The organism is Citrobacter sp. wls619 (genome assembly GCF_005281345.1).
Lineage (GTDB): Bacteria > Pseudomonadota > Gammaproteobacteria > Enterobacterales > Enterobacteriaceae > Citrobacter.
On record NZ_SZXJ01000044.1, the window covers coordinates 39782 to 53957 of the forward strand.

Below are 14176 nucleotides of genomic sequence, written 5' to 3' on the forward strand. Positions count from 1 at the left end.
CCGACAACGAAGTTACTCCCCTTTGCGGGTTACAAAATATTACAGGCCATGCCTTCAGTCAATGGCCTGCAACATTCGTTTTACACACTTTTACGCAGTCAGCGGTATCTCAGCATCATCTGCGGGGAAAATAACGCCGGTCTGGCGGCGAATCTCCGTTTGCAGTTTGGCGGTAATGCGGCTGACGGCCAGTGCCGGATGATCCACTTCGCCGGATTCAACCAGATGAGCAAAAGCCTCTGCCTCATAAAGCATAGTATTGATGTGCTGAGGCACCGTAAGATCCTGCGTTTTGCCACCGCGCGGAATAAAGCACACTTTCTGACACTCGGAAATTTTCTCGACAACCAGCGACCCTGATTCGCCCTGAATTTCGCTGGCCAGCACGGAATCACTGACTTTCGAGTGCTGCAACGTGACGCTAAAATCGCCGTAATTGAGTACGACCACGCCGTGGGCATCGACGCCGCTTTCCAGCAGGCTGGCACTTGCCTGAACGCTCAGTGGTTCACCCCAGAGCGCAACCGCAGCGGCCAGACAGTAAAAGCCGATATCCATAATCGAACCGTTAGAAAACGCCGGATTAAACGTATTGGGATTTTCACCGTCCAGATAACGCTGATAACGTGAAGAGTACTGGCAGTAATTGATCAGCGCTTTCCTGACTCGCCCGATTTTGGGGAGCGATTGCTGTAATAGCAGGAAATTAGGCAGGCTGGCGGTCTTAAACGCTTCAAACAGCACCACCTGATTTTCGCGCGCACAGGCGATAGCGGCTTCGACTTGTGCCAGGTTCGAGGCCAGCGGTTTCTCGCAAATGACATGCTTTTTGTGTTGTAGAAACAGCGTTGTCTGCGGGAAGTGCAGAGAGTTCGGGCTGGCAATGTAAACGGCATCAATGGCGTCACTTTGCGCCATTGCCTCCAGCGAGGTAAACAGATGCTCGACGGGATAATCATTGGCGAAGGTCTGTGCCTGTTCAAGGCTACGGGAATACACTGCGGTTAACTTATATTTGCCGGTTTCATGGGCGGCATCCACAAACTGGCGGGTGATCCAGTTTGTGCCAATCACTGCGAAACGTATCATAAATGCCTTCAGGCTGCGAAAAGGGATCCTTGCGTCAATTTAGCATGCCCTGAAGACAAAGCCAGTGCGCGACTACGCAGTTTGCTTCAGCGATTGTTGCGTGAGCCACAGGCGGGTATCAAACTCCAACTGGTGGTACTGCGGTTCCATATGACAGCACAGCTGGTAAAACGCTTTGTCGTGCTCTTTTTCTTTCAGATGCGCCAGTTCATGCACCACGATCATGCGTAAAAAAGGTTCCGGGGCATTGCGAAAGACGGTCGCAACGCGGATCTCCGCTTTGGCTTTGAGCTTGCCACCCTGCACGCGGGAGACGGCAGTATGCAGTCCCAGCGCATTTTTCAGCACGTGTATCTTACTGTCATACATGACTTTATTCAGCGGTGGGACGTTGCGCAGGAACTGATTTTTCAGCGCCTGGGTATATTGCCAGAGCGCTTTGTCAGTCGCGAAGTCATGTGTACCGGGATAACGCTTTTCCAGCACCGTTCCCAGACGCTGTTCAGCAATCAGCGTTCTCACCTGAGAAAGCAAATGTTCTGGGTAGCCCTGGAGGTAAGTTAGTTGGTTCATTCATGTCCACGCAAATCATAAAAGTGTATACTCACGCACCCTTTTCAGGGATACGCCGAAATTTTACCATTCAGGAGGGCCGATGAGCCACATAGACAACGGTTTCCGTTCGCTGTCACTTAAACGTTTCCCGGAAACGGATGACGTTAACCCGCTGCTGGCGTGGGAAGCTGCAGATGAATATCTGTTGCAACAGCTGGACGATACCGAGATTAGCGGCCCGGTGCTTCTCCTGAATGATACTTTCGGCGCGCTGGGCTGTGCACTGGCGGAACATACACCATACAGCATTGGCGACTCCTATTTAAGCGAGCTGGGGACGCGTGAAAACCTGCGCCATAACGATATCGAGGAATCCAGCGTCAAGTTTCTCGACAGCACCGCTGAATACCCGCCGGCACCAGGCATTGTACTGATTAAAATTCCCAAAACGATGGCGCTGCTGGAACAACAGCTCCGTGCGCTGCGTCAGGTTGTCACGCCGCAAACGCGCATCATTGCGGGGGCGAAGGCGCGTGATATTCATACCTCAACGCTTGAGTTGTTTGAAAAGGTGCTAGGCCCAACCACCACCACGCTGGCGTGGAAAAAAGCCCGTCTGATTAACTGCACCTTCAGTAATCCAGAACTGGCTGATGCCTCGCAGACGCTGAGCTGGAAACTGGAAGGCACCGACTGGACTATCCATAACCATGCCAACGTCTTCTCCCGTACCGGGCTGGATATCGGCGCACGTTTCTTTATTGAGCACCTGCCGGAAAATCTGGAAGGGGAGATTGTCGATCTCGGTTGTGGCAACGGTGTGATTGGCCTGACGTTGCTGGAGAAGAACCCGCAAGCCAGCGTGGTGTTTGTGGATGAATCACCGATGGCGGTGGCATCAAGTCGCCTGAACGTCGAAAGCAACATGCCTGAAGCGTTGGATCGCTGTGAATTTATGATCAACAACGCGCTGTCTGGCGTGGAGCCTTTCCGCTTTAACGCCGTGCTGTGTAACCCGCCGTTCCATCAGAAGCATGCGCTGACGGATAACATTGCCTGGGAAATGTTCCACCACGCCCGCCGCTGCCTGAAAATCAACGGTGAGCTGTACATTGTGGCTAACCGTCACCTCGACTACTTCCACAAGTTGAAGAAGATTTTCGGCAACTGTGAAACCATCGCTACCAATAATAAATTCGTGGTGCTGAAGGCGGTTAAAACCGGTCGTCGTCGCTAATTGCGTGTGCCGGATGGTGGCGTGGCCGCCTTATCCGGCCTACGAAAGACATGACGTTAAATTTCCAGCGCCAGCCTTGTCCCTTGTGCAATTGCGCGTCGGGCATCCAGCTCCATCGCCACATCACATCCCCCGATCAGATGTACTGTTTTACCCGCAGCATGCAGCGGATCAAGCAGCTCCCGGCGTGGTTCCTGGCCGGCGCAAATCACCACGTGATCCACATTCAGGATCTGTAGCGCGCCGTTGATCATCACGTGTAGCCCGTCATCATCGATCTTCTGATAGCTCACCGCCGGGATCATTTTTACGCCGCGTGAAAGCAGGGTGGTGCGGTGGATCCATCCCGTTGTTTTACCTAAACCTTGCCCCGGTTTGCTGGCTTTACGCTGCAACATCACTATCTGGCGCGGGCTGCGGGATAAGTGCGGACCTTCCGGGCGTAAGCCGCCAGGCTGTTGCAGGCTGGTGTCGATACCCCATTCCACGCAGAACTCGGCAATATTCTGGCTGGTGGGATCGCCGGGCTGACTCAGATACATGGCGGTATCGAAACCGATCCCTCCGCAGCCAACGATCGCCACGCGTTTCCCTACCGGCGTTTTATCACGCAGGACATCGAGATAGCTCAGCACTTTAGGGTGTTCAATACCGTCGATCGGCGGCATGCGCGGTTCGATCCCGCTGGCGAGGATCACTTCATCAAAGGCTTGCAGTTCGTGGGCGCTAACAAACTGATTGAGTTTCAGCGTGACACCCGTTACGTCGATCATCCGACGGTAATAGCGCAGTGTTTCATAGAATTCTTCTTTGCCGGGGATCTGCTTGGCGATATTAAACTGCCCGCCAATCTCACCATGCGCGTCAAACAGCGTTACGTGATGCCCGCGTGCGGCGGCGTTAATGGCAAAAGCGAGACCTGCAGGACCCGCACCGACAACCGCCAGATTCTTCAGGTGAGTGGCTGCAACAATGGGCATTTTGGTTTCATGACAGGCGCGTGGGTTCACCAGACAGGAGGTAACTTTTCCCACGAAAATCTGATCCAGGCAAGCCTGGTTGCAGCCGATACAGGTATTGATCTCATCGGATCGTCCGCTTTGCGCTTTTGACAGCAGCTCTGCGTCGGCCAGGAACGGCCGGGCCATCGATACCATATCGGCATCGCCGCGTGCCAGAATGTCATCCGCAACGGTCGGATCGTTAATGCGGTTAGTGGTGACCAGTGGGATCGTCACATGACCTTTCAGCTTGCGTGTTACCCAGCTAAACGCACCCCGGGGGACCGGTGTGGCGATGGTGGGGATACGTGCCTCATGCCAGCCAATACCGGTGTTTATAATGGTGGCTCCGGCGGCTTCTATCGCCTGCGCCAACTGAACGGTTTCGTCAAAGGTTCCGCCTTGCTCCACCAGGTCGAGCATCGACAGGCGGAAGATAATAATAAAGTCACTGCCGGCACGCTGGCGCACCGCCCGCACGACTTCCACGGCAAAACGCATACGGTTGGCATAGTCACCGCCCCAGTCATCATTACGCTGGTTGGTGCGCAGGGTCAGGAATTCGTTGATCAGATAGCCTTCCGAGCCCATCACTTCCACGCCATCGTAACCTGCCTCCCGCGCCAGCTGTGCACAATGGGCGAAATCTTCAATCAGTTGCAGCACTTCATCGTGCGTCAGTTCATGCGGCGTAAAGCGGCTAATAGGGGCCTGAATGGCTGAAGGCGCAACCAGATGCGGTTGATAGCTGTAGCGACCGGTGTGCAGGATTTGCAGGGCGATTTTGCCGCCTTCATCGTGAACCGCATCGGTAATGATACGGTGGTGCGCCAGCTGGCTGGTGTCGTTCAGCATCGCGCCGCCTTCCATCCCCACGCCCGATAGCGCGGGCGCAATTCCTCCAGTCACAATCAGGGCTACGCCGTGACGAGCGCGTTCAGCATAGAACGCAGCCAGCCGTTCTGCACCGTCGGGATACTCTTCCAGACCGGTATGCATTGAACCCATCAGCACGCGGTTTTTAAGCGTGGTGAATCCCAAATCGAGCGGGGCGAACAGCGACGGATAGCTCATAAAGGTGTCCAGTATGTAAAATTATTGTTATGTGGTCGGATGAGTTACTAATTTAGCCGTCGCCGCGCAAAAGGGAAAAGGGGAATGCCGTGATTGTGATGGGATTCAAAAAAGGAGCGGGGCCAGAGAACGATTTTGCCGGATGTCAGTGCCAGCACCTTATCCGGCCGGTGAAAATGTGGCTTTGTCGGCCGGATAAGCAAAGCGTCATCCGGCAAAATGCCACCGATTACTGTTTTTTAAGAAAATCGTTATACAGCATGTAGAGATGCGCAGCGCTCCAGGAGAAGTTCGGTGCGCCCTGCTGTGCGCCGGTCAGTGGGTTGTAGTTTTCCTGAATTGGACCTTCTGCCGTCAGCCCTTTGGCATGCTGGAAGAACGTATCGGCCAGTTTTAGCGCTTCATCGCGATAGCCATAACGCTCCATCCCTTTTAGCCCGAACCAGAACTGATCCACCCACACGCGCCCGCGCCAGTATATGTCCGCGCCGAAGGCCGGATTGGTCAGTGCTGCGGTGCCAAGTGGAACATATGTGTTGAACTCTTTCGGATCGAGCATCACGCTAACTACCGCATCCGCGTGGGATTGTGTAGCCGCGCCGTTAAACAGCGGTGACCAGCCTTCCGGTCCTTTGCCACGCTCAACAATCGGTTTTCCTGCGCAGCCGTTTGCCAACGGCTGGTCTTCGATCCTGATGTCGTAGAAGAACTGTGTGGTTGAATCAAACATGCAGGTATTGATGTAATCCGCCAGCTTCTTCGCTAACGTTTGATAGTGCTTCGCGTCTGCTGGTTTACCGAGGATCGTTGCCATCTCTGCCAGATAATGGTTATCACTGTACATGTAGCTGGTCTGATCGACAGACTCCTGAAGCAATGAGTAACCGACCAGATTGCCATTTTCATCCCGGTTTTCAGCAAAATTGACCGTCCAGTCACTGCGTTTCCCCCCGTTGGAAATGTACTTATCCAGCTGATCTTTATCGATAAAACCAAATACGGCGGCATCATCACGTCCGGATTCCCAGCCAGCGGCTTCCTGTGCCGGGATCGTCAGACTGTCATACTGACCCTTACCGATGACAGCTGCGTAGTGACTCAACCCGGAGAGCGTCTCTTCCTTATCGCCCTGTTTCACCGTGAACAGCATTTCACCGCTGTCGGTGTTGTGAGCCTTATCCCGTGTGGCGCCGTACTCAGGGATACCGTTCCCATTGTGATCGCGGTTACGTAACCACCAGTCGTGGTACGCGACCAGCTTCGGGTACATCTCTTCGAGCCAGGCCTTATCTTTGGTGACGTTGTAGACTTCCATCACCGACCATGCCGCCAGGCTGGGCTTGGTGTTGCGTTCGTTCCAGTTGCCGCCGTCACCACCGCGCTCAGGGATCGTGTTCCAGGTCACTAAGTCGAGGATCATCCCGGCATCTTGCGGGCGTATCGGATCGCTGAACTGGATTTGCCAGTCAAAGAGCGCACGAATGCTGTCTTTGGCAATCTCTGGGTTGAAGTGCACCATTGCCGAGGCAATTTTCCAGCTATCCCAGGCATAGGTCTGGTTACCGGAGAACCAACGGGCCGTCACCGACGGCGTTACGGTATTGTGTTTTACTGCGCCTTCCGGGACACGCCAGTTGCCGGTTAAGGTTTCAATCGCTTTTACTGCGACGCGAGTTTGTTCCACCGTGGCATCCGGGTTGGTTAATCCTTTCTGGAGATAACCTTCCCAGCGCTTTTGCGATGACGCAAGATAGTAGCCTGGGCGCGCAAGGATATCGCGGATCTGCGGTTGCTCTTTTGCAACATCCAGGGCGGTAAGCAGGTGAGAATAGGTGGTGTAAAGGGTCGTAGAACCGTTGATATGCGCTGTGCTGGTAAAATGGTAGCCGTTGACGGTCGTTTGCATGGCCAGAGATTTGTGTACCTGATACTCCGAACTGCCAGAAGTCAGCAAATCCCAGGTTGAACGCACTTTCCCGAAAGTGACTTTCAGGCCATCATGCGTTGTGAGGATCTTCCGTTGATAATTTGGGTATTCCTCATCAATCGTTTTATCTGACGTCGCTTTTCCATCTTTCGCTTCCAGCTTATTCAGTAATTCCCCATCCCACACCAGAGCCAGCGGGGTATTGCTGGTAATTTTGGTTTCTAATAGCGAGGTATGTGCGCTGGCAAAACGCAACGTCATATCAATCCGAATGCCTGGCGCGGTAAGCTTTTGTATTAATGCACCAGGGATGCTGTAAGCCTGCATGGCAAAATCAACTTTCTTCCCTTTTTGGTACACCGTCAGGCGATCAAAGTTAGTCGCCATAAAATTGATGTACTCTTCAGTTAGCAGAGCGATACCGGGGAAGCCCCCCATGGTATTTGGGCCGTCTGGCAGCAAGTGCCCATGCCATGAACCCAGATCGAAGAAAGGATTAAAGCGCTGATGGCTGTCGTTATTGGTATCACGCATAAATTCAGGTGCGCCGTGGCGATCGATAACATCTTTAAAATCGGTGGCGGTTGCTGCATGCGCTGACATGCTAAATAGTAACGCGCAGGCTAGCGGGGTTAACGAATATATTTTTTTCATAATGACGAAGCTCCTTTTCACATTTAGCGAAATAAACCGAGAAATTAATGACCCCAGTAGTAATACTGCATCAGGAATATTTTGTTATCTGAATCGTCAGTACTGTTACCCAGGTTGAATCGGCTATCAAAAGCCGTGGCGAATTTACCGCTGCCATATTCGTACCAGATGCCGAATTGCGCATAGGATGTGGTTGTGTCGGGATCGTTATCCAGGTTGTGTTGCGCGTAGCTGTAGGCCGTAGAGAGGTAAACACCTTTGAAGGCTTCATACATGGCGCTTATCATCGCGCCGGTTTCTGTTCCCGGATTGTCGAGGCCATCGCCACGCCCGGTATGGTGCCAGGCACGTGCACCGAAGTTCGGCGTCAGAATACCGGTGACAAAAAGCTGGCCGGTGCCATCGGTAATTTCTGTCCCGCCCATCCAGGTGACATCTTTCATAAAGTCATACTGGATATAGCCGTTTGCCATTGCAGGGTAGATATATTTATCGGAGTAGCGATCGTATTTACCGAAATGCAACCAGGCCTTACTTTCATCATGGTGACCGGCGGGGGTTGCGGTCACGCTATAGCGCAGAGGACCGGTCAGGTTCTGTACCTTAATGGCGGTCATGATGTCGCGAGTATTGGGAATGACATAGCCGAGGTCAGGCGTGAAGTCGCCCCACCATTGCAGGTCATCAAGTGATGAGTCCTGGCGTAAACTGAGCATCATTTCTGTACCATTATCGCTACGATAGCCGCCGTAAAATCGGTTGAGCCCGCCTTCGAATCCGCCCCAACTATGGTCGGGAACCCAGGCGTTACCGTTATGATCGGCTTGCACGGTCCAGCCTTCACCGTAAATAAGACCAAACCAGTGACCATATTTCCCTTCAAGACCGCCTTCGATATAGGTGCCGTCGCTGTATTTGTGTTTATCTTCACCTTCCAGATCCATATAACCCCCCATTCCCATCTCGCCATAAAAACGATATGAAGGTTCGGTATTCGTGATTTCTGGCGTTTTGGTGTCGTCATGTTCGGCCGGAATGCTTTCTGCTGCGACAACCAGAGGCAAGTAACAACAAAAGGAAAAGGCGAACAGTGCCCTGGCGGCATTAAAATTAAATGTCATTTTTCTATTCCATCAGAAGAAATTATTATATTTTTATATTGGTCACGCCGTTATATTATTCATAAGCCCACCACGCTGTCATGTTATTGATAGCGCGGTGGGCTTTAAACGATAAATCTATAACGGGAATTACAATTAAACTTTATTAAAGAGTGAGTTGTCGTGAGGGTTTTTGATCCTCCAGCGGTTATACATAATACTGCAATAATAGAACACGGCAATGATACTAACCGGTCCAAGAATGACCTGAATTAATGAACCCATAAAGTTTGCACTCCAGTCTTCTGGTCCTGGAATTAATGCCGCAACCGTAGAGGCAGTAAAAATAATAACTATTGGTGCAACGGATAACAGTGCCCAAAAACGCCCTTTTCCCAGGAAGTGGAAACCCCGGACGTAGTCATGGTGGTTGGGCTTCATACGTAGCTTGATATAGCCTGCAACCATAAACAGCACAGGAATTGTTGCCGCCCCGCCATCAAGATTTTTAACGGCTACGAGGATGGTGTTCATTTCAGAGTTAAACTGACCCAGCATAAACAGGATAATGATAATTGTGACCACGACACCCTGCATCTTCAGGGCATTGACTGGCGTACCCTCACTGTTTACCTCAGAGAGTTTATGGCCAAAGATACCTTTGGGCGCATCAACAAACAGCATTTTAACCGGTGCGGCGGTCCATAACATCAGCGAGCCACACAGGGTGGTGATCATCAGGAATAAGGCGATGACGTTGGTCCACCAGTCGGGGAAGCCTAACTGTTGGAAGGCCACGTAAATAGCGGATAACAAGCCAAGGTTGGCGGCCTGATCTGCAGGTAAAATAAAATTCATCAGGATAGATGAAATAACAATAATACCTGAGAAGATAAATACGTTAAGAATTAACCCGGTTCTGAAATTACGATCGCCACCCCGAATGTTACGTTTGTATGCCGCTAATGCTTCCAGCCCACCTAACGATTGCAAGGCCCATGACATTGAGGCTATTTTTGACCAGGATAAATCAATGTGCTGTAAATACTCTGGCGCAATCGGCGTTCCGTTAAATGTGACCGTACCGGAAGATAGCTTCCAGGTTGCCGCGATGATGAACAACATCGTCAGTGCAAATCCGGCGTATCCAGAGAACGACAGCGCACGCGATAGCCATTTTGGCCCCTTCATCGATACCCATGTTGCCAGCCAGAACAGCGCGATTGAAGTGATACTGATCACCGGCTTAAACCAGGTTTGATTGGTTAATGCGGTAACAAAGGCAACATCGCTGGTACAGGTGTAGATAAAATAGGTAATGATGTTAGGTAACAGGTCAACGAAATAAAAAATGTTAACGTAGAAATAGAAAAAACCGGCAATAAATCCCAGTTTTCGACCCAAAATCAGGTTCAACCATGTCTGATATCCACTCTCAGATTCACGTAGCTTTTTAATCGATGACAGCTCAATGATCATGAAGGTGTAAGGAATTGCATAAAATAATGAAGCGAAAGCATATAATAACCAGGAGTTATACCCCCAGTCAGTGTATTGGCTTACAACGCCTTTAAGAACAAATCCTCCTCCGGCAATGGAGAAAAACAGGAATGTTATTAATGACATCTGATATCTTGCATCGGATTTTTCAGACATACCATTTCCCTTTACTTATGTATCAATATAGTTCTATTTAGAAGCGAATTTCGAATGCCCGGTAGCGGACATTCGAAAAGGGGAGAAATAAAAATCACCTTACGTATTGCGACGTACCGGGCGTAAATAAAAATCATAGTGATAAGGTTGGGCCGGTAGTTGATAATCCTTGGGTGGCAAAGAACCCCATGAATTTTGACCACCTGTGCCCATCTGCGCTAAATCGATGTTCCATGTGGTGATATCTCCTGGCTGAACATCAACGCCATGTTTGCGTGATAATGGTGTTAACCCGGATGCGCTACTGCCGTTATTGTCTGCGACAAAATCGAGCTCACTGGCGGCGAAAGGCCAGGCACTGGTATTTAATAATTGCGAGTCGGCAATGGCCTCCAGACCAAGCCCATCGTGATTGACAATACGCACCCAGCGAACATCCGTTTTATTGCCGCTTTCCTGTGGTCGCGGGTAAGCATGAAATTGCGCCCAGGTCGTTCCGCCGTAGATACCGGCTTTGGCGCCTTTTCTGTCCGCATAGGTTTCCACCGGACCACGGCCAAACCACTGGATATAGTTAAATTCGCTGGGCAATGTCAGCTGAGTACCCATTCGCAGTAAAAGAGGAAGCTCGCGAGTGCCCGGTATAAAATCAACGCTGACACGCATCTCACCGGTCGAATAGATGGTGTAGGTCAGCACATATTTGCAGTCCACGGTGGGGAGCGAGAATTCACTGGTCACGATCGCTTCGTGGCTGGCGGTCTGCGATACGTTGAGGTCGGATAATACGCGCTGCTTAGCAGCATCTTTCCAGACTGCAGACTTTTCGAAAAGTCTGGCGCCCAGATCGTTATCTGTGAGCCCACGCCAGAAATTTGGTTCGATACCGTTAAGGAGAAGATCTTTTCCGCTAACGGTAAAGCGATCCATACGACCACTGAGGCGATCAAACGCAAGAGAGAAATAAGATCCAGTGATCTCAATAGCAGAAGACGTTTCTTGTACCGAGAGAGCAAGGGAATGGGCTTCAGGGGAGATATGAAACGTAGCGGGAGGCGTGATGCTGAACTGCTCCCAGGCAATTTCATAGCCACTGCCAATAAGCGGTGTTTCGTTTTTAGTGACGGCACTGAGTGTCACCAGATACTCTTTATTCTCCTGACGCGCCAGGTTTGCTACGGGAACATTAACTGAATGGCGCAGGCCAGGGGCAAGGGAAAGGGAACCCAGACTGCCGTTGGCGATTTGCTGCCCGTCTTCAGAGAGGCTGTACTGAATATCGAGGTGGCGCAGGTCGATAAAATCGTATCGGTTTTCTATTTCAAACAGGCCTGATGCCGGATTTATTGCATGGAAATAGACAGGCTGATAGACCTTTTTCACTTCCGCCATATGAGGATGTGGAACCCGGTCAGCGGCGACCAGACCATCGTTCAAAAAATTGCCGTCACTGGGTTTATCCGGGTGATAATCTTTACCGTATCCCCAATATTTTTGGCCACGCTCGTTGGTTAATGCCAGCGCGTGATCCATCCACTCCCAAATAAAGCCCCCCTGCAGATTGTCGTGGCTGTCGATTATGTTCCAGTAATCGCGCAGAATACCGACGGAATTACCCATGGCATGGGCATACTCAATCATAATCATCGGGCGATCGTTACCTTGCCGGGCAAACTGTTCCAGGCGTTCAAGGGTCGGGTACATCGGGCACACAATGTCGCTATAGTGTGCTTCACCGGCAGGTTCGTACTGGACTGGGCGGCTATCGTCCTTCTCTTTTATCCATTGATATAGCGCTTCAAAGACACGTCCGGTTCCGGCCTCATTGCCCATCGACCAAACGATAACGCAGGCATGGTTTTTGTCGCGTTCAACCATAGCCTGTACACGATCTAAGTGTGCGGGTATCCAGGATTCGGTATCGCCAATTTGCGTTTCTGGCTTTAGCGCCAACGGGTGCGATTCGATATTGGCTTCATCAACAATGTAGATGCCATATTCATCACATAGCTGATACCAGCGTGAATGGCAGGGGAAATGGCTGGTGCGTACCGCATTGATATTGTGCTCTTTCATAAGCCGAATATCGGTCAGCATGTTTTCTTCCGTAGGCACATGCCCTAGCGTCGGGTGCAGTTCGTGGCGGTTAACCCCTTTTATTTTGATCGCTTTACCGTTTACCGTAAGCTGGCTGTTGATGATTTGTACTTTGCGAAAACCTATTTTATGGCTGGTCGCTTCGATGGTTTCACCGTGCTGATCGGTGAGTGTCAGTAATAATGTATAGAGGTTAGGTGTTTCTGCGCTCCACAAACGAGGGTTCTGCAGGCGATCGCTAAAGCTAAACTGTTGTGTTGTTCCGCTACGTGTAAATGGCTGATTGTACTCTATTAATACAGACAGATTATTTGCGTCGTCCAGCAGTTTGATATTCAGTGACAGATTATCTGGATGGCTATCGTAGTGAGTCAGGCTCACGCTAACGCTAACTATTCCCTGGGTAAAATCATCGTTCAATTCTGGCTTGCAATACACATCATAAATACGTGTTTTCGCCGTCGAGTAGATAAAAACTTCCCGTTCAAGGCCAGACATATCCAGCATGTCTTGTTTTTCTACATAACTGGCATTAGACCAACGATAAATTTGCAGCGAAATCGTGTTTTCACCCACCCGAATATAGGGAGTGATATTAAATTCAGCCGGGTTTTTCGCATTCTGGGTATAGCCTACGCGCTGACCGTTAATCCAGATAAACGATGCGGTTCTGGCTCCGGCCAGTTGCAGGAAAATTTCACGTCCAGACCAGCGTTGGTCGAGGTAAAATGTACGGCGGTAAGACCCCACCGGGTTGTAGTCGCGTGGTATCTCTGGCCAGTTGGTGGTGAATGGAAAACGCTCGTCAATATAAATCGCTTTATCAAACCCTTGTGCTTCCCAATTGCCTGGAACCTGAATGGTATCCCAGGTCGAAACATCATAATCTTCTTCATAAAACGTTTTGGGTCTGGACTGTGGATTGCTCGCGCAGTTAAATTTCCAGATCCCATTCAGAGACAGAAAATTACTGGCCTCGGCGGGGATATTCTTGATTGCCAGATATTGGCTGGTAAAGGGAAACAGGTATGGTCGTGGCAGCTCTTTGTTAATTCCATTGATACGATGGTCTTCCAATACAGCAGGAACATGATCGTGTTCTGTATATAAAGAAATAATCTGTTGCTTGTCAGAGACAACGACGCTCATAATACATCTCCAGATATTATTTATGGCATTATTAATTTTGAAACTATCAATGATATGAATTAGTTATGCGATTTATTTATGTAATTCAGATGAAATATAAATAAATGCGTTTGCCATGCACTGGCGTAATAATCTGTTTATACCAGTCTGGTGTTCTCTTCCGTGATGATTTTAATAACCAATTTTTTCACGATAGCGTGGGTAATGAATCGATATGCCTCGTCAGTATCACAGATGAATACTTGTCCAGCACTGACCTGTACGGTTTGCCCTAAACCTTTCAGGTATTCACGGTCGGTGTCTTGCCGGTAGTAGTCAATTTCCTGTAGCTGGGTTTTCGGCGCGTATTCGATTTTTTGTGTGCCCTGTAAAAAGTAATGCACCTCAATGCAACGGCGATGGCCGATAAACAGGGCATCCGTTGTGCTGTCGATTCTGACGTCGTAGTTCAGCGTCTCTCCCTGCGAGTAAACCACACCGGGAGAGAGACTATCGAGCTTTCCTATCACCTCTGCGCAACGCTGCCAGTGATTTTTCGTATGCGCATGTTGTTGGAGCTGTTCTACGTTATCGATAATCCCCATTTTCTTTCCTTACGCATGAATCGACCGTTAACAGCCTGTGCTCAACGACATCA

9 protein-coding genes are annotated in these 14176 nt (G+C 50.4%); 1 reads left to right on the forward strand and 8 read right to left on the reverse strand.

All coding sequences use genetic code 11. The annotated features are described in order from the left end of the window. Positions 1–90 precede the first annotated feature (90 nt). Positions 91–1089, reverse strand: a complete 999-nt coding sequence (locus tag FDX19_RS09490; protein ID WP_137382508.1) for a Gfo/Idh/MocA family protein — start codon at positions 1087–1089, stop codon at positions 91–93. 72 nt (positions 1090–1161) lie between these two features. Next, positions 1162–1662, reverse strand: a complete 501-nt coding sequence (locus FDX19_RS09495) for a M48 family metallopeptidase (protein ID WP_137382509.1) — start codon at positions 1660–1662, stop codon at positions 1162–1164. Between the two features lie 82 nt (positions 1663–1744). Between FDX19_RS09495 and rlmG the strand changes: the two genes are divergently transcribed. After that, a complete protein-coding gene (gene rlmG, locus FDX19_RS09500; protein WP_137382510.1) occupies positions 1745–2881 on the forward strand; it encodes a 23S rRNA (guanine(1835)-N(2))-methyltransferase RlmG in 1137 nt (378 codons plus the stop codon). Positions 2882–2937: 56 nt separating this feature from the next. Here the strand turns inward: rlmG and FDX19_RS09505 are convergent, their stop codons facing one another. The 6 genes from FDX19_RS09505 to FDX19_RS09530 form a co-directional block, all read right to left on the reverse strand. After that, a complete protein-coding gene (locus FDX19_RS09505; protein ID WP_137382511.1) occupies positions 2938–4956 on the reverse strand; it encodes an NADPH-dependent 2,4-dienoyl-CoA reductase in 2019 nt (672 codons plus the stop codon). Positions 4957–5185: 229 nt separating this feature from the next. After that, a complete protein-coding gene (ygjK, locus tag FDX19_RS09510; protein ID WP_137382512.1) occupies positions 5186–7537 on the reverse strand; it encodes an alpha-glucosidase in 2352 nt (783 codons plus the stop codon). Between the two features lie 44 nt (positions 7538–7581). Next, on the reverse strand, positions 7582–8658 hold the full coding sequence (gene ygjJ, locus FDX19_RS09515; RefSeq protein ID WP_137382513.1) for a protein YgjJ: 1077 nt from the start codon (positions 8656–8658) through the stop codon (positions 7582–7584). Positions 8659–8793: 135 nt separating this feature from the next. Further along, positions 8794–10263: an APC family permease gene (locus tag FDX19_RS09520; RefSeq protein WP_249357545.1), complete on the reverse strand. Its 1470-nt coding sequence runs from the start codon at positions 10261–10263 to the stop codon at positions 8794–8796. A 129-nt stretch (positions 10264–10392) separates the two neighbouring features. Next, complete coding sequence (locus FDX19_RS09525; protein WP_137382515.1) at positions 10393–13539, reverse strand: glycoside hydrolase family 2 TIM barrel-domain containing protein; 3147 nt, start codon at positions 13537–13539, stop codon at positions 10393–10395. A 137-nt stretch (positions 13540–13676) separates the two neighbouring features. Continuing rightward, the gene (locus FDX19_RS09530; RefSeq protein ID WP_137382516.1) at positions 13677–14123 is read right to left on the reverse strand and encodes a beta-galactosidase subunit beta; all 447 of its coding nucleotides are present in this window, start codon (positions 14121–14123) and stop codon (positions 13677–13679) included. Positions 14124–14176 lie beyond the last annotated feature (53 nt).